16 protein-coding genes and 1 pseudogene are annotated in these 21,922 nt (G+C 58.3%); 9 read left to right on the plus strand and 8 right to left on the minus strand.

What is annotated here, in order from left to right; translation table 11 throughout:
• The first annotated feature begins 67 nt into the window (after positions 1–67).
• Positions 68–973: a LysR family transcriptional regulator gene (locus WIN67_RS07710; RefSeq protein ID WP_102878796.1), complete on the plus strand. Its 906-nt coding sequence runs from the start codon at positions 68–70 to the stop codon at positions 971–973.
• An 86-nt stretch (positions 974–1,059) separates the two neighbouring features.
• The gene (locus tag WIN67_RS07715) at positions 1,060–2,184 is read left to right on the plus strand and encodes a GNAT family N-acetyltransferase (protein ID WP_110595123.1); all 1,125 of its coding nucleotides are present in this window, start codon (positions 1,060–1,062) and stop codon (positions 2,182–2,184) included.
• Positions 2,185–2,200: 16 nt separating this feature from the next.
• Here WIN67_RS07715 and aqpZ read toward each other — a convergent pair whose 3' ends face one another.
• The 5 genes from aqpZ to WIN67_RS07740 form a co-directional block, all read right to left on the minus strand.
• Positions 2,201–2,899, minus strand: a complete 699-nt coding sequence (gene aqpZ, locus WIN67_RS07720; protein WP_102861680.1) for an aquaporin Z — start codon at positions 2,897–2,899, stop codon at positions 2,201–2,203.
• A gap of 339 nt (positions 2,900–3,238) precedes the next feature.
• Positions 3,239–5,071: an ABC transporter ATP-binding protein gene (locus WIN67_RS07725; RefSeq protein ID WP_102861681.1), complete on the minus strand. Its 1,833-nt coding sequence runs from the start codon at positions 5,069–5,071 to the stop codon at positions 3,239–3,241.
• A 91-nt stretch (positions 5,072–5,162) separates the two neighbouring features.
• The gene (locus tag WIN67_RS07730; protein WP_102861682.1) at positions 5,163–5,726 is read right to left on the minus strand and encodes a peptidylprolyl isomerase; all 564 of its coding nucleotides are present in this window, start codon (positions 5,724–5,726) and stop codon (positions 5,163–5,165) included.
• 3 nt (positions 5,727–5,729) lie between these two features.
• On the minus strand, positions 5,730–6,533 hold the full coding sequence (locus tag WIN67_RS07735) for an alpha/beta fold hydrolase (protein WP_306383230.1): 804 nt from the start codon (positions 6,531–6,533) through the stop codon (positions 5,730–5,732).
• Positions 6,534–6,563: 30 nt separating this feature from the next.
• Positions 6,564–7,487, minus strand: coding sequence for a LysR family transcriptional regulator (locus tag WIN67_RS07740; RefSeq protein WP_123726405.1), 924 nt, complete (start codon positions 7,485–7,487; stop codon positions 6,564–6,566).
• Between the two features lie 49 nt (positions 7,488–7,536).
• Between WIN67_RS07740 and WIN67_RS07745 the strand changes: the two genes are divergently transcribed.
• From WIN67_RS07745 to WIN67_RS07755, 3 genes are all read left to right on the plus strand, one after another.
• The gene (locus tag WIN67_RS07745; protein WP_102878800.1) at positions 7,537–7,851 is read left to right on the plus strand and encodes a 3-phosphoglycerate kinase; all 315 of its coding nucleotides are present in this window, start codon (positions 7,537–7,539) and stop codon (positions 7,849–7,851) included.
• A gap of 158 nt (positions 7,852–8,009) precedes the next feature.
• Positions 8,010–8,609: an FMN-dependent NADH-azoreductase gene (locus WIN67_RS07750; protein WP_102861686.1), complete on the plus strand. Its 600-nt coding sequence runs from the start codon at positions 8,010–8,012 to the stop codon at positions 8,607–8,609.
• Positions 8,610–8,854: 245 nt separating this feature from the next.
• Complete coding sequence (locus WIN67_RS07755; RefSeq protein ID WP_306398378.1) at positions 8,855–9,715, plus strand: carboxylate/amino acid/amine transporter; 861 nt, start codon at positions 8,855–8,857, stop codon at positions 9,713–9,715.
• 142 nt (positions 9,716–9,857) lie between these two features.
• Here WIN67_RS07755 and WIN67_RS07760 read toward each other — a convergent pair.
• Positions 9,858–10,394: pseudogene (locus WIN67_RS07760) on the minus strand (mechanosensitive ion channel family protein); the annotation flags it as partial.
• A 327-nt stretch (positions 10,395–10,721) separates the two neighbouring features.
• Here WIN67_RS07760 and gmtY point away from each other — a divergent pair.
• The 3 genes from gmtY (at position 10,722) to gmtX (ending at position 17,309) form a co-directional block, all read left to right on the plus strand.
• Complete coding sequence (gmtY, locus tag WIN67_RS07765; protein ID WP_110651944.1) at positions 10,722–12,137, plus strand: gamma-mobile-trio recombinase GmtY; 1,416 nt, start codon at positions 10,722–10,724, stop codon at positions 12,135–12,137.
• Between the two features lie 578 nt (positions 12,138–12,715).
• The gene (gene gmtZ, locus WIN67_RS07770) at positions 12,716–16,585 is read left to right on the plus strand and encodes a gamma-mobile-trio integrase GmtZ (RefSeq protein WP_339070871.1); all 3,870 of its coding nucleotides are present in this window, start codon (positions 12,716–12,718) and stop codon (positions 16,583–16,585) included.
• A gap of 127 nt (positions 16,586–16,712) precedes the next feature.
• Positions 16,713–17,309, plus strand: coding sequence for a gamma-mobile-trio protein GmtX (gene gmtX / locus WIN67_RS07775; RefSeq protein WP_339070873.1), 597 nt, complete (start codon positions 16,713–16,715; stop codon positions 17,307–17,309).
• A 296-nt stretch (positions 17,310–17,605) separates the two neighbouring features.
• On the opposite strand, the gene WIN67_RS07780 is transcribed toward gmtX, so the two are convergent.
• Entirely contained in the window at positions 17,606–18,376 is a 771-nt protein-coding gene (locus tag WIN67_RS07780) for a hypothetical protein (protein ID WP_339070874.1), read from the minus strand.
• Between the two features lie 457 nt (positions 18,377–18,833).
• Between WIN67_RS07780 and WIN67_RS07785 the strand changes: the two genes are divergently transcribed.
• On the plus strand, positions 18,834–20,405 hold the full coding sequence (locus WIN67_RS07785) for a hypothetical protein (RefSeq protein WP_339070875.1): 1,572 nt from the start codon (positions 18,834–18,836) through the stop codon (positions 20,403–20,405).
• A 655-nt stretch (positions 20,406–21,060) separates the two neighbouring features.
• Here WIN67_RS07785 and WIN67_RS07790 read toward each other — a convergent pair.
• Positions 21,061–21,690, minus strand: a complete 630-nt coding sequence (locus WIN67_RS07790) for a hypothetical protein (RefSeq protein ID WP_339070876.1) — start codon at positions 21,688–21,690, stop codon at positions 21,061–21,063.
• Positions 21,691–21,922: the final 232 nt, after the last annotated feature.

Consider the following 21,922-nt stretch of genomic DNA (forward strand, 5'->3'; position numbering starts at 1 on the left):
CCGCAGCTTAGGGAGCTTGGGCGGAGACTGTCGAGGTGCCTATACTTGACGCATTGTTTAACAGGATTTGACAGTGAGCGAGACCTTTCACGGCCAACTGCACCGGGTGCAGACCTTTCTCGCGGTGGTGGACTTTGGCTCCTACACCCGCGCCGCGCAGTACCTGGGCATCAGCAAGGCCATGGCCAGCCTGCATATCAAGGCGCTGGAGCAGGCCCTGGCCAGTACCTTGCTGATCCGCACCACGCGGCATATCGCCCTGACGGAAAGCGGCCAGGACCTGTATGACGAATTCAAGGGGATTGTCGCCAATATCGATACCGCCTTTGACAACGTGCTGCACGGACGCAACCGGGTCAGCGGCAAGTTGCGCATCAGCTCCACGGCGGAGTACGCCGAGACTTTCGTGCTGCCGATCCTGCCGTTGTTCACCGCGCGCTACCCCGAGGTGCGCCTGAGTTATCACTTCAATTCGTCGTTGAATGACCTGGTGGCGGAAAAGCTCGATCTGGTGATTCGCCTCGGCCACCTGGCGGACTCGGGGTTCAAGGGTCGCAAGCTGGCGGACTACGGCATCGCCCTGGTGGCCAGCCCGGACCTGCTCAAGGGCGTGGAACTGGCGCAGGCCGAGGATCTCTGTCGCTTGCCGTGGATCGGCAACAGCAATCTGGCGGGGCCGCCCAGCTGGACCTTCAATCATCCGCGTCGCGGCGAGGTGGAGGTGCGGGTCAACCCCGGGCACGAGTCCAATTCGGCGACGGCGATTCGCGCCCTGGCCCTGGCCGGCCTGGGGCTGGCGGTGCTGCCCGAATGGCTGGTGCTCGACGACCTGGCCAACGGGCGCCTGGTGCGGGTGCTGCCGCCGTACAGCCTGGCGCCGCAGCCGGTGCATGTGCTGTTTCCCAACAGCGCCCACTTGCCGCGCAAATCCCGGGTGTTCATCGATTTTCTCGCCGAACACCTGGGGCATTGAGGGGGGGGCAGGGTGCTGGCGGTTTCGGTGAGTCCGGGGATGGAGGATACTCGCCGGGTCGTTCGATCTGAATTCCGGGGACCCCCATGCCGCTGCAATCCTTGAACAGTCTGTCTGCCGTCGATCCTGTGCAATGGGATGGCCTGCTCAAGGACGGGCAACCCTTTGTCCGTCACGCCTTTCTCAGTGCCCTGGAAGACAGTGGCAGCCTGGGCCCGGGCTCCGGTTGGCAGGCCGAGCACCTGCTGCATGTAGAAGACGGCCGGCTACTGGCGGCCCTGCCCAGCTATCGCAAATGGCACTCCTACGGTGAATACGTGTTCGATCACGGTTGGGCGGATGCCTGCGCGCGAGCCGGGATCGACTACTACCCCAAGCTGCTGACCGCGGTGCCGTTCAGCCCGGTGAGCGGCGCCCGGGTGTTGGCGGCGACCCAGGCGGACGCCTTCGAGCTGCTGAAAAGCCTGCCCGGTTACCTGGAGATCGAAGGGCTTTCCAGCGCTCACATCAACTTCACCGATGACTTCAGCGATCAGGCCCTGGAACAGCAACCGGGCTGGTTGCAGCGCCTGGGCTGTCAGTTCCACTGGCAGAATCGCGGCTACCGGGATTTTCAGGATTTTCTCGACGCCTTGAGTTCGCGCAAGCGCAAGCAGATGCGCAAGGAGCGCGAACAGGTGGCGGGGCAGGGCTTTGATTTCCAGTGGTTCGAAGGCCATGAACTGGACGAGGCACTGTGGGATTTCGTCTATGCCTGCTACGCCAATACCTATGCGGTGCGGCGCCAGTCGCCGTACCTGACCCGGGCCTTCTTCAGCCTGCTGGCCGAGCGCATGCCCGAGGCGATTCGCGTGGTCCTGGCCAAGCAGGGCGGGCGCCCGGTGGCCATGGCCTTCAGCCTGGTGGGGGGCGACAGTTTCTACGGCCGCTACTGGGGCTGCCTGGCGGAGTTTGACCGCCTGCATTTCGAGACCTGTTTCTATCAGGGCATGGACTACGCCATCGCCCAGGGGCTGCAGCGCTTCGACGCCGGGGCCCAGGGCGAGCACAAACTGATTCGGGGCTTCGAACCGGTGATCACCCGCTCCTGGCATTACCTGCGTCACCCCGGGCTGAATGCCGCGGTGCAGGATTTTCTGCATCGGGAGCGGGTCGGAATTCGCGCTTATGCCGAGGAGGCGAGGGACGCCTTGCCCTATCGGCAGGCGTGATCCTCGCCGCCGTTGCTCAGCCGTCTTCCTTGCCCAGCCAGCGGTAGAGCACGGCGCCGATCACCGCGCCGAGGATCGGCGCCAGCCAGAACAGCCACAGTTGCTGCAGGGCCCAGCCGCCGACGATCAGCGCCGGGCCGGTGCTGCGGGCCGGGTTGACCGAGGTGTTGGTGACCGGGATCGAGATCAGGTGGATCAGGGTCAGGGCCAGGCCGATGGCGATGGGCGCCAGCCCCGCCGGAGCGCGTTTGTCAGTGGCGCCCAGAATGATCACCACGAACATCCCGGTCATCACCAGTTCACAGACAAACCCCGCTGCCATTGAATAGCCGCCGGGGGAGTGCTCGCCATAGCCATTGGAGGCCAGCCCCGAGGCCAGCTCGAAGCCGGGCTTGCCGCTGGCAATGAAATACAGCAGCGCTGCGGCGATGGCCCCGCCGATGACCTGCGCCACGATATAGGCTGGCAGCTCCCTGGCCGGAAAGCGTCCGCCCACCACCAGGCCCACGGACACGGCGGGATTGAGGTGGCAGCCGGAAATATGGCCGATGGCGAAGGCCATGGTCAGCACCGTCAGGCCGAAGGCCAGGGCGACGCCCAGCAGACCGATGCCGACATTGGGAAACGCCGCCGCCAGCACGGCGCTGCCGCAGCCGCCGAGAACCAGCCAGAAGGTCCCGAGCAATTCAGTCATGGAACGTTTGAACAAAGACATGAGTGATTCCTTGATAGGCCAACCTATCAACGCGATACAACTGTTATGCATCCCGCAGGTTAACTACAGGTTCCGCTCCGGAACCTAGGGTCAGTACAGCAGGCTTTCGGCGCAATTCCAGCCCACCCAAAAAAACGCCAGAGCCCTTGAAACCAGGGCCCTGGCGCATTGTGCGGCGACTTTCTGTAACTGATCAGCACACTGTAGCCGCTGCCGCAGGCTGCGATCGAGTCCGCAGGACTCGCAAGGCGGCCGCCGCGCTTTACCCGGCGAACCGCGAACTCCGGTTCTACGGCCCCTGCGGGGCCGATCGCAGCCTGCGGCAGCGGCTACAGAGGCTCAGTCGATGCCGACGAATCCTCCAGTCTGGTGCTGCCACAGGCGCGCGTACAAACCACCATGGGCCAGCAGTTCGGCGTGGGTGCCGGCTTCGGCAATGCGCCCCTGTTCCAGGACGATCAGGCGGTCCATGCGGGCGATGGTGGAGAGACGGTGGGCGATGGCGATTACGGTCTTGCCCTGCATCAGGGTCTCCAGGCTTTCCTGGATCGCCGCTTCCACTTCCGAGTCCAGGGCCGAGGTGGCTTCGTCCATGATCAGGATCGGCGCGTCCTTGAGCAGCACCCGGGCAATGGCGATGCGCTGGCGCTGGCCGCCGGACAGCTTGACCCCGCGTTCGCCAACGTGGGCATCGAAGCCGGTGCGGCCCTGGGCGTCGGACAACTGCGGGATGAACTCGTCGGCCCGGGCCTTGCGCACCGCTTCCCAGAGCTCCTCGTCGGTGGCATCCGGGCGGCCGTAGAGTAGGTTGTCACGGATCGAGCGGTGCAGCAGCGAGGTGTCCTGGGTGATCATGCCGATGCGCTCGCGCAGGCTTTCCTGGGTCACCTCGGCGATGTTCTGGCCGTCGATGAGGATCTGCCCGCCCTGCAGGTCGTATAGGCGCAGCAGCAGGTTGACCAGGGTCGATTTGCCGGCCCCGGACGGGCCGATCAGGCCGATCTTCTCCCCGGGACGGATGTCCAGGTTGAGGTCGCTGATGACCTTGTTGGCCTTGCCGTAATGGAACTCCACATGCTCGAAGCGCACGCCGCCCTTGGCCACCGCCAGCTTCGGCGCCTGCTCGCGGTCGGTGAGTTGCAGCGGCTGGGCGATGGTCTTGAGGCCGTCCTCGACCATGCCGATGTTCTCGAAGATGCCGTTGATCACCCACATGATCCAGCCGGACATGTTGACGATGCGGATCACCAGGCCGGTGGCCAGGGCGATGGCCCCGGCGCTGATCAGCGACTGGCTCCACAGCCACAGGGCCAGGCCCGTGGTGCTGACGATCAGCAGGCCGTTGAGGCTGGTGATGGTCACGTCCATGGCGGTGACCACGCGCCCGGCCAATTGGCTTTTTTCGGTCTGTTCGGCGATGGCTTCGCGGGCGTAGCTCTGCTCGAAGTGGGTGTGGGCGAAGAGCTTGAGGGTGGTGATGTTGGTGTAGCCGTCGACGATCCGCCCCATGAGTTTGGAGCGGGCGTCGGAGGCGTCCACCGAGCGCTTCTGGATGCGTGGCACGAAGTAGCGCATGGCACCGATGAAACCGGCGATCCACAGCAGCAGGGGGATCATCAGGCGCCAGTCGGCGTCGGCGAACAGCACCAGGGAGCCGATGGCGTAGATGGTCACGTGCCACAGGGCATCGATCACCTGCACCGAGGAGTCCTGCAGCGAATAGCCGGTCTGCATGATGCGCTGGGCGATGCGCCCGGCGAAGTCGTTCTGGAAGAAATTCAGGCTCTGGCGCAGCACGTAGCTGTGGTTCTGCCAGCGGATCAGGCTGGTCATGCCGGGGTTGATGGTCTGGTGCATCAACAGGTCGTGCAGGCCCACCATCAGCGGCCGGAACAGCAGGGCCACCACCGCCATCCAGGCCAGCTCCAGGCCGTGGTCGGTGAATACCTGGACGCTGGGCGTGCCCTGGGCCAGGTCGATGATGGTGCTCAGGTAGCTGAACAGCGACACCTCGATCAGGGCCACGAACAGGCCCACCACCAGCAGCGCGACGAAGCTGGGCCAGACTTGCTTGATGTAGTGGAAGTAGAAGGGCAGGACCCGATTGGGCGGGGTGGCGCTGGGGGCGTCGCGGAAGATATCGATCAGTTGTTCAAAACGACGAAAGAGCATGGGGGTCTTGAAGCCCGGGGTACGGGCTCTCCTGTTCTGAAAGCGGACGGGGCGCCGGGTAGGGCGCCGCCGTCGGGACAGGCTGCGGAATTCAGTCGATGCGCTTGGCCGACTTGATCAGCACCGGGTCCACAGGCACGTTTTGCATGCCTTGCTTGGTGGTGGTCTGGGAATTGACGATCTGGTCCACCACGTCCATGCCGCTCACCACCTTGGCGAACACCGCGTAGCCGGCATCGCGGCCCGGGTCGAGGAAGGCGTTGTCGGCGACGTTGATGAAGAACTGGCTGGTGGCCGAGTTGGGGTTGGAGGTGCGGGCCATGGACAGGGTGCCGCGAACGTTATGCAGACCGTTGGAGGCTTCGTTCTTGATCGGGTCGCGGGTGTCTTTCTGCACCATCTGCGCGGTGAAACCACCGCCTTGGGCCATGAACCCCGGGATCACCCGGTGGAAGATGGTGTTGTTGTAGAAGCCGCTGTCGACGTAGTCGAGGAAGTTCTTGCTGGAGATCGGTGCCTTGACCGGGTCCAGTTCGACTTCGATCTTGCCGAAGCTGGTGTCCAGCAGGACGTGAGGCGCCTTGGCCGGTTGGGCGGCCATCAGGTTGGCAGCGAACAGCACGGAGCCGGCGACGAGGGCGATTTTTTTCAGCATGGTTCAGTGATCCTGAGTGGTGGTGTCGACTGTGGTTATGAAGTCCAGCAGGGTGTGGTTGAAGCGCTGCGGCTGGTCCAGCGGCGTGGCGTGTCGGGAGTCCTCGATCACCACCAGCCGTGCATCCGGCAGCAGTTTGACATAAGCCTCTTTGACCGCCACCGGGGTGTAGTCGCGGTCGGCGCTGACGACCAGGGTTGGACAGGTGATCCGCCCCAGACGTTCCTGCACTCCCCAGCCGACGATGGCGTCGAAGCTGGCGAGATAAGCACGTTTGTCGTTTTTTGCCCAGCGCTCGGCCATCTTTTGCCGCAGCTCACCCTGCTCCGGCTTGGGAAACAGGCGCGGCCCCAGGGCCTTGCCGATGGCGGCCGGGCTCAACACCCGGGCCAGGCTCCAGCGCTTGAACCACTGCCAGTAGTCATTGGCGCTGCGTAGCTTGACCTCGGGGGCGCTGTTGACGATGCACAGGCTCTTGAGCAATTGCGGCTGATCCACCGCCAGCTGGAAGCCGATCATGCCGCCCATGGACAGCCCGACGTAGTGCGCGGGACCCAGGTTCAGGTGCTCGATCAGCGCCACGATGTCGGCGCTGAAGCCCGGGATGCTGTAGCGCTCCCGAGGTTTGTCGGAACGCCCGTGACCGCGAATGTCCGGGATGATCAGCCGGTAGCGGGCTGAGAGCTCGGGGATCTGCTTTTCCCAGTCCAGGGCGCTGGAGCCCAGGCCGTGAACCAGCAGCAGGGGGTCGCCCCGGCCGTATTCCTCGTAGTGCAGGGTGCAACCTTCATGCTCGAAATACGCCATGGCAGAACTCCTGTTCTGGTGGGTGGGACGTCAGGCTTGCTCGGGGGCGGCAAAGGGCGCATCCAGGGGCGCGGTGTCGAAGGTGCGCAGCAGTTCCACGAGGATCTGCGTGGCCGGGCCCAGGGGTTTGTCCTTGTTGGAATAGAGGAAGAAGGTCGGATGGCGGCTGCCGCCCTGGTCCAGGGGCAGGACCTTGAGCAGGCCTTCGCGCAGCTCCCGTTCGATCAGGTGCCGGGGCAGCCAGGCAAACCCCAGGCCGCTGCTGACGAAGGTCGAGGCGGTGGCCAGGCTGCCCACGGTCCAGCGTTGTTCGGCGCCGAGCCAGCCCACATCCCGTGGCTGCTGGCGGCCGGAGTCGCGGATCACCACTTGCAACTGGCTTTCCAGGTCCTGGAAATGCAGCTCACGTTGCAGGCGGTGCAGGGCATGTTCCGGGTGGGCCACGGCGACGAACTCCACCGAACTCATCTCGGTGCCCAGGTAACCGGGAATGTTGAAGCCACTGATGGCCAGGTCGGCCACGCCTTCGAGCAGCACTTCCTCGACCCCGGACAGTACTTCTTCGCGCAGGCGTACGCGGCAGCCACGGCTTTGCGGCATGAAGGCGGTCAGGGCGCGCACCAGGCGCGCGTTGGGGTAGGCGGCGTCCACCACCAGTCGCACTTCGGCTTCCCAGCCCTGTTCCATATGGTGGGCCAGGTCTTCCAGCTGGCTGGCCTGCTTGACCAGTTGCCGGGAGCGGCGCAGCAACACGCCGCCGGCTTCGGTGAGCACCGCCTTGCGGCCATCGATGCGCAGCAGCGGCACGCCGAGCTGGTCCTGCATGCGCGCCACGGTGTAGCTGACCGAGGACTGCGAGCGGTGCAGGGCTTCGGCGGCCTGGGCGAAGCCGCCGTGATCGACCACCGCCTGCAGGGTGCGCCATTGATCCAGGGTCACGCGGGGCGCTTTCATGAGGGACTCCTCTTGTCCTAAGCTGGCGCTCCTTATTGGAGACTGCCGAATGAGAAAATTCTGTTGTGTGTTGCTGGCGCTGTTGCCCCTCTGCGCCTGGGCCTATCCCATCGATGTCGAGAAGCAGTTGAACGGCCAGAGCATCGACTACACCACCTTTGCTACCGATGAAGACATCGGCTCCATCCAGTTGAACAACTACGGCAAGAACGACGCCGTGTGTTCGGTGGTGTTTCGCAATGGCCCCGAGGCGCCCCGCACCCGCAAGGTGGAAGTGGCGGCCGGCAAGAGCAAGAACGTGACCGCCAAGTTCAATCGCAAGATCATCAAGCTGCGCCTGGACCTGAACTGCCAGGCCAAATGATGGACTCTGGGCCGGCCCGGCGTGCTGCGTTGGGGCTGGCTCCGCTTATAAACGAATTTGTTGATTGGTTATAGCAGTTATTTGCGCTTTTTCATCGATATCACTCTGTTTAATCTGCGCTCCATCGACTTACGCATACCCCGATGGAGGCTTCAGCCATGTCCCGCGTCCTGATCATTGAAAGCAGTGCCCGCCAGCAGGATTCCGTATCCCGGCAATTGACCCAGACCTTTATCCAGCAATGGCAGGCCGCTCACCCCGGCGACTCGATCACGGTGCGTGACCTGGCCCGCAACCCGGTGCCGCATTTGGACGCCAACCTGTTGGGAGGCTGGATGAAACCTGCCGAGCAGCGCAGCGCCGCCGAGCAGGAGTCCCTGCAGCGCTCCAATGAGCTGACCGAGGAGCTGCTGGCCGCCGACGTGTTGGTGATGGCCGCGCCGATGTACAACTTTGCCATTCCCAGCACCCTGAAAGCCTGGCTCGACCATGTGCTGCGTGCCGGGGTGACCTTCAAGTACACCGACACCGGGCCCCAGGGCCTGCTGACCGGCAAGCGTGCCTACGTGCTCACTGCTCGGGGCGGCATCTACGCCGGCAGCAGCGCCGATCACCAGGAACCCTACCTGCGTCAGGTCATGGGCTTTATCGGTATCCACGACGTCGAGTTCATCCACGCCGAAGGTTTGAACCTGGGCGGCGACTTCCACGAAAAGGGCTTGAACCAGGCCAACGCCAAGCTGGCCCAGGTGGCCTGAGCCCCGTTGGACGAAGCGGCGCTGCAAGATGGGCGCCGTTAATCCGCAGATAATCCGCCGGTGTTCAAGTAGCGCCTGCGGATCCCCTTCAAGCCGGTTCGCGCATCGAACCTCCCTTTGCACTGGTTGCTTCTTCAGTGCCGACGCCCGATTGCACGCCTAGCGAGATCGGGCTTTTTTTTGCCCGGGATTTCATCTGTACCGGCAAAACCGCTATCGTCGCCGCCATTCAAGATGAGGCGAACATGGGCTATCTACTTTTTGTCACTCTGATCCAGGCATTTTCCTTCAGCCTGATCGGCGAATACCTGGCCGGGCATGTCGACAGTTACTTCGCGGTGCTGGTGCGGGTGCTGTTGGCGGGGCTGGTGTTTCTCCCGCTGACCCGCTGGCGCCGGGTGGAACCGGCCTTCATGCGCGGCATGCTGCTGATCGGGGCCCTGCAGTTCGGCATCACCTACGTGTGCCTGTACCTGAGCTTTCGGGTGCTGACGGTGCCGGAGGTGCTGCTGTTCACCATCCTCACGCCCCTGCACGTGACCCTGATCGAAGACGCCCTGAACCGGCGCTTCAACCCCTGGGGGCTGCTGGCGGCGCTGGTGGCGGTGGCGGGCGCAGTGGTGATTCGCTACGACAGCGTCAATCCGGACTTCTTCATCGGCTTCTTGCTGCTGCAACTGGCCAACTTCACCTATGCCGCCGGGCAAGTGCTGTACAAGCACCTGGTGGCGCGCTACCCCAGCGACCTGCCGCATTACCGGCGCTTCGGCTACTTCTACCTGGGGGCGTTGCTGGTGGTACTGCCGGCGTTCCTGCTGTTCGGCAAGGCCCATTACCTGCCTGATGCGCCGCTGCAATGGGCGGTGCTGCTGTTTCTCGGCCTGGTGTCCACGGCATTGGGGATGTACTGGTGGAACAAGGGCGCGTGCCTGGTGACCGGCGCCACCCTGGCGGTGATGAACAACCTGCATGTGCCGGTGGGGCTGCTGGTCAACCTGCTGATCTGGAACCAGCATGAAGACCTGGGGCGCTTGTTGCTGGGCGGGTTGGTGATCCTTGGGGCGGTGTGGATCAGCCGCCGCGGCTCCCGGCTGGTTGCTCGCTGAAGTCGCGGCACAGCGGCTCGGCTTTGCTGTAGCCGCTGCCGCAGGCTGCGATCGGCCCGAAGGGACGCAAAATCTCAAGATCGCCAAGCAAGGCCCTGCGGGCCTTCGCGCAGCCTCGCCATGGCTCGGCTGCGGCTGCAGGTTAAAGCGCGTGCTTTTCTGGTTGTGGAACATGGCTGGCGCCCGCTATCGCCGGCAGCAAACCGGCCCGCAGATCGGTGCCGCTGGGCTGCTGGTAGAGGTTCAGGCCAAATTCCGGCATCACCGCCAGCAAGTAATCGAAGATATCCCCCTGGATGCGCTCGTAATCCACCCAGGCCGTGGTGCGGGTGAAGCAGTAGATCTCCAGCGGAATGCCCTGGGCGGTGGTCTGCATCTGGCGCACCATGCAGGTCATGTTCGGCTGGATCTCCGGGTGGCTCTTGAGGTACGCCAGGGCATAGGCGCGGAAGGTGCCGATATTGGTCATGCGTCGGCGGTTGGCCGATAGCGCGGCGACGTTGCCCTGGGCTTCGTTCCAACTCTTGAGCTCGGCCTGCTTGCGCCCGATGTAGTCGGTGAGCAGGCGCACCTTGCTCAGCCGCTGTTCTTCGTCGTCATGCAGAAAGCGCACGCCGCTGGCATCGATGTACAGGCTGCGCTTGATCCGCCGACCGCCGGATTGCTGCATGCCGCGCCATTATCACCGGTACAACATCAATACTATCCAGCCCACTCAAGCCCCTCAGCTCCCAGAATCCGTTCAAAAATTAACCAAAAACCCCCAGTGCAGGATCTTCCACTAAGACGCTCTGTACCACTATAATAGACAATACCCACATACTAACTACTAACTACTACCTACTACTAAATCCGAAAAGCCTCCAACCCCAGAAACCACGCGTCCTACGCCAAGTTGGAGATCCCAAAGAGATCAATCCAAGCCAGCTGATGACGATTAGAAGACACAGACCACATCAGGTTTGCCAGCAAAGGGCGTGGAGAAGAGGGCAGGAGAGCTAGCACCATGACAGTCAGCTTGAAGATCAGGACGCTGTATCAGAACGACAATACGGGGCGTGAGATCGAGCTCCCAGCGTTACTCACGCCTCAAGGCATCCTGATCTCCCACCTGAGGTTTCTGGCCTCGACGCGATACCTCAAGAAGAGCGCTTCGTGGCGTGAGCGGAACGTATTCGCGATGAAGCTGCTGCTGTCGTACATCGGTGCGAACGAAGGCCACTTCACTAAGACGACAGAGCTCCTGGAGTCGTTTGCGACAGCACTGCAGTACGGGACGATCAACATCGAGACCCAGCAAGATCCTGGTGGGCTGTACTGGTTACCGCGTAAAGCCGAGGATGCTCGCACGCTCTTGCAGCACATCACTGCGTACACCGACTGGCTCGTTGGTGAGTCTGGACACGAGAAATCCTTAGTCAACCCATTCAGGAAGGCGACATCGGTGGAGGAGCGGATGAACTGGTGCGCCTACTACCAGCGTCAATCCAATGTGTTCCTGAACTATCTCCACAAACCAAAGGACGCAGCCGCTGAGAATCAATGGGTTCGGCGCACGCAGACTTCGAGCGTGCCTATGTTCAATAGAAGGCCCAGCAAGCGCTTTCCTGAAAGTGAGATTCACAACTTGCTTGAAAACGGATGGGTGCGGCGCATGGCCGACCCGGACGCTACGGAAAATGATCGTATTGACTGGAAGGGAAGGGCGATCACAGTCTTGATGCATTATGCGGGGCTGCGTAAGAGCGAGATCTTTCACTTATTTTTGTCTGACGTGATCGTCGACAGGACGCGTAAAGAAGCCTATGTGCGTATCTGGCACCCTGAGAATGGGCGCGTTCAGGAAGAGGGCTATACCAATCGCCGTGATTATCTGAACCGGCGTTATCGCAGAAAGCCTCGCACGGAGTATTCAAAGACAGACTCGCTGCATGCCGGGTGGAAGGCTCCGCTGCTGACTGATGGCTCTGATGGCTTTGTTGAAGTCTATTTCTACCCATTGGATATGGCCAAGGTATTCCTTCACTATTACGCAAACTACCTTAAGTACCAGCGAGTTAACCCTCAGCCAACTGAAGACCATCCGTACGCGTTCACGAACACAGACGGTAGGCCGGAGACGATGAAAAACTTCAACCGCCAACACCGGGATGCAGTTCACCGTATTGGTTTGGAGCACTCCAAAAAGCTCGGAACTACCGAACATGGTCATCGTCACGCATACGGTTACAGGCTCTGTGAATCCGATCTTTCCGAGGAGTTTATTCAAAAGGCCCTGCACCATCGCAATATCGAATCTCAGCGGATCTACAAAGAGCCTACCTACGAAGACACTAGGGTCGAAAGGATGAAGGGTGAGAAACGTCTCGCAGAGAAACGTCGGGAAGCGCGCGAACTCCAGAGCGAACAGGAACACTGCTAGGCGATGCAAGCTGCCCGGTCTGAACCCCAGGCGGCCCCACCGTGTGAGTCATTCAGTAGCCTGATGGCAACCAGCCGGGCTGAATAGTTTGCTAGCCGGCCCTATCTCGTTCCTCCTCAACGTCAGCCACTCCGGGCCTTTCACCTCGAAAACCCAGGGAAGCCCACAGCAACCGCCCCTAGGACAAAAGACGTCTCCTAGAGCCTGTTTCCCATCTGACTCAGCGAACCGAAGCTTGGCCGGCCATAAATAGGCCTAAACCCTCAAAAACGCCCTAAAATGTAACAAGGCGTTTCAATTTTGGCTCAATTCTAAATTGAGCTAAGCGCTGAGGCCGGCCAGAGAAAAATTCCAATTTAAAATTGGCGACCCTTTCGTAGAAATTCCGAGCCCTCAGCGCGCCTGAGTTCGCCAGAATGCACGAGGCGAAACTCAATTCAAGATTAGCTTCAATATACGCTTTAATTCTCAATTTAGAATTAGCTATATATTGCTTTTTTGAAAATTAAGTGGGTCTTCTCAATTGTATTTATCTTAGGTAGTTTTGTTGCCTTCAGATCAAACGTTGGAGAGCGCCCATGGCCAAGTCAGGCGGCAAGCAGAGCTATGCCCAGGAAAAAGTAAATACCCAACACGGAGTGGGCGAGATTTCTCGTGTTGAACATGGTCAAAATGAAGGTGAAGTTGAAAGCCAAGTCCCGAGAACAGAGAAAAAGAACTTAGTGCAGCAAGAGAGTGCTAGTGTTGGTGGGGCAAAAAATTTTAGAAAAAAGCCTACTCGAACTTTTAATTACGGTGCGCGCCGCCCTATGCTTGTTGCTCAGGTCTTTAAGACTTACGAAGAAGCCAAGGCGTTCATGCTGGAGAGAGGTATCTCACGAATTAAAGATTACCAAGCGCTTCAGGAACAGCATGACGACCTGCCCAAAAACCCTATTAAAGTGTACGCAGGTAAGTGGGTTGGCTGGAATGAGTTCTTCGGTATTCCAGAATTCTATACGTTGAATGAACTTCAGGAGGTTGTTCGAGGCTTGGGTTTGACTACCGTCCGCTCTTACCAAGCAGCACAAAAAAAAGATCCAAGAATTCCCAATACACCTGCTCTGGTCTACAAAGACTTTCCGGGAATCCCTGTCCTTCTTGGAACAGAAAAGCCGTCTTACAAGACCATTGAGGAAGCCGCTGCGGCATGCGCGTGCCTGGAAATCTATAATGCGGACAATTACCGGCGCAGACGACATCTGGATCCCCGCCTGCCGAAGAGTCCGAGCAAAACCTATGGCAGCGCATTCAAGAATTGGGCTCACTTCTTGGGAGTGGATGAAACTGATGTTCGGGATCCAGCAGCCGACGGTTACTATGCGACATTTGAAGAGTTCATGGAAGCGGTCAAACTTCTATATATAAACTCTAAGGAAGACTACGCTCGTAAATACCGTAGTGACCCCAAGCTACCTGCCCGACCTGAAAATATCTATCTTTCTCATTGGCGGGGCTGGTCTCCCATCACGCAATCGACGACTAGCTACTATTGCACGACTTGGCAGCAGGCACGCGAGCTAGCGTTGCCACACAGGTTTTTCGGAGCAGATAACTATCGAAAGAATTGGAAGGTTGACGCGCGTTTACCTGCTCAGCCCAATAGGCGCTTCCCCGATTTTCCGGGATGGCCAACATTCTTGTTGCCTAAAGCGTGCGACAACATGGAAGACTTGAAACTTGCGATCAAGATCCTCAAGCTGAGTAATCAAAGTGATTACCAAGTCGCCCGTCTAACCTACCCTGTGCTGCCTGAAAATCCGGAAAAGATGTTTGCGGGGGAGTGGAAGGGCTGGCCCTATGCGATGGGAGTACCGGAGCCTTACCTTTATGAAGATCTCAGAGCGATCGCCATTCGATACAAGTGCAAAACTCGCTCCGACTACAGAGCTCTTTGCGCCAAGTTGAAAGATCCAAGGATGCCCTACAATCCTGAGCTGATCTATGAAGAGTGGGTAAATATCTTCGAATTCTTAGAGCAGGATTTGCCTTTCAGGCTTGAACAAATCTCGGATAAAAGTAAGGGTTGGCATGATGATATCGCGCACTTTGTCAACAATAGCCCGGTGAAAGGTTCGTTGGAACATTCACTTTGCAAGTTTCTGCGCAACTATGTAGAGCCGAACGATCTCGGCGCAAATGTGCGTGAGTTTTTGACAAAAAAGGTGGTCGACACTAAGAAATACCTCAAATTTTTGCAGGCTGAGTCTGATCCGGTCATCGGGCGCCGGATTTGGCACGAGGTCAATAAATACCTGAACGATGCATTGAAGCGTCACTTCACTGAAGAGGATGAGAATGGCTTCGTCTACATCGTGCCCGGTGCATCCAATCCATTGGCAGCTGTTGAATTTATGGGGCAGAGGGAACGGCCCTCCGAATCCGTCAAGCCGGTTCTCGCCTACCAGTATGTTGAAGAGGTTCGTAACTGGATCATCCCGCCGGAGGCGAAGACGTTCGCGGATCTGAAGAATATCCAGAACTACGACGCTGACTACTATCCTGTGGACAAGGAGCTGATCGACTTCGATGATCCCAACTGCATTTGGCGGGAATCAGGTGGCGAATACTACCTGTGGATTCCAGTCTTCTGGATTGCGCTGTACTGCATGGTCTCGGTACCCGCCCGGGGCCGGCAGGTCATGTATAACGACTCGGGAGAGTCGGATGAGTACCTCGTAAGATTCGTCGATGGCAAGCCCGAGTGGGTGAAAAATATGGGGCCCTTAGCTAAGCATGGGCGTCAGGAAGGGTTCGTGCGACGCGAAACGGACTCAGAAGGGAACCCAGCGTGGGGCATGCACTTCACCAGCAACAAGACTTCCTACGACGGTGCTGGTTACGATGTCCCGTGGATACCGGAGCCGATGATCTATTGGTTGACGGTGCTTCGGGAGTGGCAGCGCAAATACAATCCCATTACCCGTCTAACCCCTTGGGTGGATTGCAGCAAACGTACAGGGCTCTCCAAGAAGAAGCTTGCGCGGAAGGGCTCGAATACTTTCCTGTTCAGGGCGTTCGGCGAGGATCAACCTCCGACCTTTGCCCCTTCTCTGACCACGCGCCTAGCGGCGGCGCTGTACAACATCCAGCCCAAGAACCTGACGCTGGCTACCTTTGAAGAGGGGGCTCGTCCTAGTGCGCTGACCGCCTACGAATCTCGTTTCACTCCGCACTCCATGCGGGTGAGCCTGATCACCGCGTATGTCGCTGAGTTTGGAATGCCCATCCACATCATCATGAAGATCGCTGGACATGCATCCATCGTGATGAGTGTCTACTACACCAAAATTGGTGGTGCAAAGATGCGCCACGCGATGGCAGAGGGGGAGAAGCGAGCCCTTTTGAATAAGGCCGTGCACGCTCAGTTGATGATTGAGCAGAACCGGATAGATGAATTGAGGCACCAATTGGTGGCGAATAGTGAGGAAGCCCTCGCTGCGCTGATGTCGGGCATGACGGGGACTCAGTTGGTGCGCGACTATGGCATCTGTCCGTATGCCGGTTCGCGTTGCGAGGATGGAGGGCCGGCGCTAAATTCGCTTGCTTATGGGGCGACACCGGCTGGTTATCTAGGCATGCAAAATTGTCCGCGCTGCCGACATTTCATTACCGGGCCGGTTTTCCTCGGTGGCCTGTCCGCGCTGTGGACTGAGATCAGCCTGGCCGTGACTTTGGTGTACGAGCAATATAGCGATCTGGAGAAGCAGACGGCAGGGAACATGCAACTGATCCAAGCGCTTGATCGGGAGCAGGTGATGTGCATAAGGGCGGGCGTCGAGTTTGATGAGGCGAGGCGGCTTGGGCTGGAACTCGCCAATAGCCGATTGCACGCTGACATGGAGTCACTGGCGACGAAAATGGATTTGCACCTATGCGACATGCAGGCAATCACTCGCCTCATCAATGATTCCCGTGTCGTCTTGAACAATCAGGCTGAGGCATCAGCGGAAGGGGAAGATATGCCACTGCAGCTGATTGCTACCGATCGTAGCGATATCGAGATCGAGTACGAAGAGACCTCGTTCTACCAGCACTTGAACGAGGTGTGCGTGAACGCCACGATCTACCAGTCTTCTTCGGCTCTCATGGCGACCCCACGCCGTTCGCAGATGATCGATCGAATGGCACAGATGAACGACCTAAGGCCCTCCATGTTCAACCTAAACGAGAAGGAGCAACTCATCCTAGGTAACCAGGTAACGGATTTCTTCCTGACTCGGCTTCATAGCTGGAATAAGGTCAACAAGCTGGTCTCTGGTGAGCTCTTGATTGATGACCTGCAGGGCCCGGATCGTATCTCCAAGCCTGATTTTGCCAGGTTGCTGGAAACAAGGCCGTTCCTGGATGCCTCAGCCTTGCCCTTCATGGAGGAGATAGAGTCGATCGAGTTGGAGGCCTTTGCTTAGTCGTCTGTGATCAAAAAGATCGGGAGAGCGATGCATCATTGATCGCTCCTTCGGTAAAGTATCTTCACGAGGCCGTCTCTCTGAGACGGCTTTGGCATGAGTGGGTCGGCCAGAGAACGAGAGAGAAATGACACCTGAGGAAATGCTCGCCTTGCTGTGCGAGAAGAACCCGAAGCAGCGAGCTTCGCTTGAAGCGATCTTTGAGGTTTGCCAGGAAATTGTGACGGAGAAAAGTACCGATTTCTCCTACGCTAATGTCGCGCGGCTCGGGGAGTCGAGAAAGGTGCCGAAGGCGCAGAGCATCGCCAACAGCACCGGTGATAACTACAAGGCGCTAATCAAATGCTTCGCCAATTCCTCAGCCAGTCGTAAAAGACCCAAACGACCACGTCGCGGGGATGCATGGGCCGACGAGATTCAGGATCCACAATTACGGTTGCTGGTTCAGCAGACCCTCGTCGAGCTAGCTGAGGCGCAGGCTTCTCTCAAACAAATACATCCTCCTGGAAAGGTGATCCGGATTGATGACCGTGCGGGCAGTGCGCCGGACTTCAAGCTCAATTCCCTAGAGCGGCGCGCGCTTGAATACCTAGGCTCGAAAGACTTCTTGAATGATTTCAAGCTACAGCACGGCGATCTGGGGGATGTGCTCGACCAAAATGGTAGGGCAGTCTTCAAGCCTGGCACTCTCGATGCGCTTGATAAGGTGCTGAAGCTTCTCTGAAACCACTCATGGCGAGGCCTGACGGGATAGTACATGGTGGGCTAGAGGGCTAACCAACGCCCAGTCAGGGCGGCTGGGCGTTGGCAGCGTTGAGTTAAATAGAGGGGAGACCTAACTCAAAACTCTCGTCGATTGTGGCTCAAAGCGCGTGCTCTCCGCCGCCTTCAGTCGTGGTGGCCTCCGGAGCTTCTTCTGCACGCAGAAGTTCCTGACGTACCTGGGGCTCACATTTATGGCAGGCAAAGTATTGAATTCTCTCCACATCGCCCGTGATGAGAGCTCTTGGATGGAGTCAGTTATGACTGGGCTGCCTCAGTCCAGCGCAGATAGAGCTGCTCGGCGTGAGCCGGATTATCGAGCTTCGGTTTTGAACGTAAAGCGAACGCCTTTCCAGCCAAGTCCGCCAGCCGCTCAGCAGTTTTGGGCAGCCAGCCATTCTTGATTGCCCAGAGTTTGATGTTCTCTGCCGGCTCTTTGTGGTTACGCGAGCGCAGGATTCTAAGGATGCGTTTGGCGTGATCATCATCGGAGGCGTTCAGGACGGCGGTGCCCAAGTTGATCACTGAGGTCAGAGACTTCATTGCTTGCTCAACGATTGGATCGGCGATGAGCTTGATCGCCGGGGCAGCAGACTTCCCAGATTTTGTGGGCTTGCCCAGCACTTGGGGTGACCAGGTTCTATTCCAATTTTCAATTGCATCGGGTGTCCATGGGACAGCCACTAGGTTTTGCAGCGAATCGATTTTGTCCATCATGTCCTGGCCGGCAAAGATGGCGACCAACACGGATGGTTTGGATACCCATTTCAAGGTCTTCATTGTTTCGCAGCGCATCTGGGCGCCGCTAGGCAATGTCACGGGTACTCCTTTGACCAGCTTACTGTGCATCGTCGCCCCTAGCGCTTCATGGAGGGCGCCAGAGGTGAGTGATGCTTTGGCGGGCACCAGGAAAATGACTTCGAGCGTGCTGGTGGTTTCGCAGAGACGGTCTGCAACGTTGATACCTGTCAGGACGTGCACAGGGTTTTGATTGGTATCGGGTAGGAGTAGCCGTTGTACGGTGGGCATGTAGTCGTCCTTGTCAGAAATAGTTGTCACGGGTGAGCCGGATCAGGGTATCAGAGCCAATTAAAGGTGATGGTGTCTGCGGATCTAACGGAAACCATTGCCTCAAGCGTCGGTGTCAGGAAAGGTGTGTTGCCCGTACGGTTACGCAGAAGGCCTGCTGCGGTGCTGATGAAATCTCGTCTCCAAAAAGCCTAGATACTGCATTATTTCGCGCGGGTAGCATGCGACCTTCTTTCCACCCAATAGGAAGCAGTCATGGCCAAGCCAACCAGTCCCACCAGCCAGCAGCGTCAGCAGCAGAACGACAGGTCAGATGCATTGAACAGTAATCGTGGCACATCAGGCACTAATCCCACGAACGCTCACGCTCATGGTAATCGTGGCAAGCAGCTCAACCCCAACCAGCGCTAGGAATGCGCACCCCGGTCATTATTGGCCGGGGTATCAAGGATCTCAGATGAATAGAGATATTTGCTTCGCCACCCAAGGCGAGTTGGTGAAGCTGGCCTACGATGCCTTTGGCGTGCTTCCGCGTAAGGAAGCCAGTCGTGATGACGTTGACGAGACGCAGAAGAAGTCCCTCCAAAAGCAGTTGATGAGGCTGGCCAAAGAAGAAGGTGGGCTGCTTTCAAATTTTGGCCAAGTCATTCAGGGACTCAGCAACATCCTGACAGCGTACATACCCAGCATCCAGATCATGAGCGCTATAGGCGATCCACTCAACGATCTGCTGGATGTATACAGCCGGCTGGTTAGTGAAGAAGGAACCTACCTCAGCAAATCGGAAACCGTTCAGTACTTCATTTCGACGACGGCAATTCCTGTGCTGGTTGTGTCGCTGAATCAAAGCCTTCTCAGCCACAGGCTTACAGACCTGAAGCTGGAAACGCCAGATGACACATTCTGGTACCTGCCGACGGTTGCTGCAGATGGCAGTCTGGTATTGCCTCTGGAAAAGGTTATGCGCTGGGCATATGCGTGCTGTGGTCTTTCACAGACGCAGTTTCATTACCCTGGCAAGAACCCTCAAAGCGACAGCAACTTGCTTCAACAGAACCTCGACAACGCCATCAAGTGGACGCGAGGAGTACGACTTCCGGCGCTTCCAGCACTGTTCAAAAATTTTGAAGAATCATTCGCCGCCCTGGCTCGAAACGGGCGAGAGATATCCAAAGAGCTTCAGGTCAGCATCTTTGTCGCGCTGTTGATTGCTCGGGTATCGAGCTACCTCGCGAGGGAAATCACAAAAGCCTACGACCCCCAGTACCTTGCCGACGCTTGCCAACAATTTCAAGAGTACGCCGTATGGATTGCCGATGACGTCGACGAGTTCAAAGCTAAGCTTGCACCCGTGATGCAGCAGCAAGAATCCCCTGAGTCTGCCTCGTACGTTTGGGTAGCTGCCTGTAGAAATTACTGGGCATTTTTTGGCAGCAAAGTGACCGCTGTCGCCGACACGGTGTGGCAGCTAAAAAATGCTCACCCTGGCGTGCCATTACGTGATGACGTCCTCGACGCCCTCAAGAGTAAGTATGGTCTTTTCGCCGTATGCACCCATCTGGATCTGCTTCGGCGGCAGTCAGCCTTGACCCCTCCCCAGGGTTTTGCAGAACTTCTGAAGAAGGGCTTTGAGCTCAAGGGCGATGCGACCACACAGCTGGGGCAGATCGACGATTATGCTGCTCAGGTAGCGGCCTACGGACTGGATGAGCAACTGTGCTGGATGGTGCCCTGGTTACGTGGGGTCTACCACTACCGTAAGGATCAGTTCGAGGCAGCGATGCCTCATTTCCAGGCAGCGTTCGAAAATGCCAAATACAGGGCAGGCAAAAACCAATACAAACTGGTCAACCAATACGTTGAGCTCGCAGCAAAAAATGATGACCGGCGAAGCTTCAAGAAGGGTATCGAATGGGCGCAGTACCTAGGCATCAAGATACGCTGGCTACGTGATGATGAGCCGACTGAAGAGAAGCTGGACTTCGTCTGTTCCATGCTGAAGATGGCCCGGTACGATCACCAAATGTAGCGAGGTTAGATGAGCCGATCATCTGCCTCGCCCAGATCTGGTCGGGATCCACTGATGCAGGCCCGTCATGATTTTGCCCCCGTGGTCGTGACAGGCTCAGGCGCTCGTCAACCCGAACAACTTGGCATTTGAGAGCAGCGGCGTATTTCAGGGCTGAAAGCTCGCCGTCAGCCGGCTACCGATTGGGAGCACATGTTCGCCTGTCTGACCTCGCTTTCGCGCAGCAACTGGCAAACCTCTCTGGTGGTCAGCGGAGGTGACTATTCGTCTGTGCTCATGTCTGGTAGCTCGTGGTCTGGGTGAGCGCACGCTGGACGTCATGACCTGCATGCATGCCGCCAAGCGGGCTCCTTTCGCAATAACTGATCGCTTCCTCGAAGGTGGTAACGTCCCCTAAATTGTGGGCCTGTCCCACGCCCCACAAGCCTGTGGCGTGATAATGAGCGGCGCTTTGACTTTGGGGATGTCGTACCCCAAGTGGTCTCCATCATAGGCCACGATAGTACCTCTATGGCAGTGGGCACCGTATAAGCTGAGCGCCGGGCCTGCCCCGAGGCCTCCTGAAGCTCATGAAGCCGTAAGATACCGTTGTTTCGGTAGTCGTTGAGCCTAGGGCCATCTCGCATTCGCCCGTTCGATACAAGCGCTCGCGATTTCACAGAGGCCTGGCGGATTTGGCCTCGGCTACAAGTTTTAAGCTATACGTCTCGACCGCTCCCTTTATTGCGCTGTAGGCGGTACGGATAGCGTCATTGCTGAACCCCGGGGCGTGAACCTTCGTGTCCCAGGACTCGAAAGACGTGGAGGAGCGGGCGAAGTTGACTACTTCAATTGCACCCTTCATGGCGCCGGTGCTGGCTACATCGAAGACGATCAGCGTCTCATCAAGCTCGCGCTGGAAATCTGCGCTCTCAAAGTCCAACCAGGCTAATCCAACGGCCTCTTCAAAGACAGGATTGGCGGTAGCCCTCAATGAGCGTTTCATCTGCATCCGCACAGTCGCCGTCTGACCAGTAGCGCCGCAGCGTGTCGACACGACCAAGTCGTCAGTGTTGTGCTCGTGGATGCGGCCCTGGAATTGCAGTTTGACGATGGTGAAGTCCTGACGAACCCCTGAGCAGGCTGCGCCGAGACACATGGCCAAAAGACGGACAGCCTGAACGCGGCGCTCAAATGCCCCTCCTCGATCGCCCGTTGCAGCAAGGCTTGCTAATTTCTTCCGGGGTTTCGCAGGTTGCTGAGCCACAACGGTTTTAGAGCGTTTGGAGGGGCGATCCTTCGGCATATCCGCATCGCAAAACTTAGAGAAGCGTCATTCTAGCCCAGTGCCATCATGGCGCTAAGCCGCTACTTGGCAAGCTCCGCAAACCCATCGTGATCAAGGTCGGGTAAGGGTGATTCGTCTTCGGGGGATAGTTAATTTCTGTGACCTGGCGTCCATCAAACAGCGCCGTGACATGGCGCGATTATCAGTAGTGCGCATGTTTTTCTCCTCCCCATGAGCTACGCCACTCGTC

Source organism: Pseudomonas idahonensis, from assembly GCF_037903935.1.
In the GTDB taxonomy this organism is placed as follows: Bacteria; Pseudomonadota; Gammaproteobacteria; order Pseudomonadales; family Pseudomonadaceae; genus Aquipseudomonas; species Aquipseudomonas danubii.

Bases quoted from the DNA above. Each gene is read 5' to 3' on its own strand.
- WIN67_RS07715 (WP_110595123.1), top strand. From the start codon at position 1,060: ATGCCGCTGCAATCCTTGAACAGTCTGTCTGCCGTCGATCCTGTGCAA.
- aqpZ (WP_102861680.1), bottom strand. From the start codon at position 2,899: ATGTCTTTGTTCAAACGTTCCATGACTGAATTGCTCGGGACCTTCTGG.
- WIN67_RS07725 (WP_102861681.1), bottom strand. From the start codon at position 5,071: ATGCTCTTTCGTCGTTTTGAACAACTGATCGATATCTTCCGCGACGCC.
- WIN67_RS07730 (WP_102861682.1), bottom strand. From the start codon at position 5,726: ATGCTGAAAAAAATCGCCCTCGTCGCCGGCTCCGTGCTGTTCGCTGCC.
- WIN67_RS07735 (WP_306383230.1), bottom strand. From the start codon at position 6,533: ATGGCGTATTTCGAGCATGAAGGTTGCACCCTGCACTACGAGGAATAC.
- WIN67_RS07740 (WP_123726405.1), bottom strand. From the start codon at position 7,487: ATGAAAGCGCCCCGCGTGACCCTGGATCAATGGCGCACCCTGCAGGCG.
- WIN67_RS07745 (WP_102878800.1), top strand. From the start codon at position 7,537: ATGAGAAAATTCTGTTGTGTGTTGCTGGCGCTGTTGCCCCTCTGCGCC.
- WIN67_RS07750 (WP_102861686.1), top strand. From the start codon at position 8,010: ATGTCCCGCGTCCTGATCATTGAAAGCAGTGCCCGCCAGCAGGATTCC.
- WIN67_RS07755 (WP_306398378.1), top strand. From the start codon at position 8,855: ATGGGCTATCTACTTTTTGTCACTCTGATCCAGGCATTTTCCTTCAGC.
- gmtY (WP_110651944.1), top strand. From the start codon at position 10,722: ATGACAGTCAGCTTGAAGATCAGGACGCTGTATCAGAACGACAATACG.
- gmtZ (WP_339070871.1), top strand. From the start codon at position 12,716: ATGGCCAAGTCAGGCGGCAAGCAGAGCTATGCCCAGGAAAAAGTAAAT.
- gmtX (WP_339070873.1), top strand. From the start codon at position 16,713: ATGACACCTGAGGAAATGCTCGCCTTGCTGTGCGAGAAGAACCCGAAG.
- WIN67_RS07780 (WP_339070874.1), bottom strand. From the start codon at position 18,376: ATGCCCACCGTACAACGGCTACTCCTACCCGATACCAATCAAAACCCT.
- WIN67_RS07785 (WP_339070875.1), top strand. From the start codon at position 18,834: ATGAATAGAGATATTTGCTTCGCCACCCAAGGCGAGTTGGTGAAGCTG.
- WIN67_RS07790 (WP_339070876.1), bottom strand. From the start codon at position 21,690: ATGCCGAAGGATCGCCCCTCCAAACGCTCTAAAACCGTTGTGGCTCAG.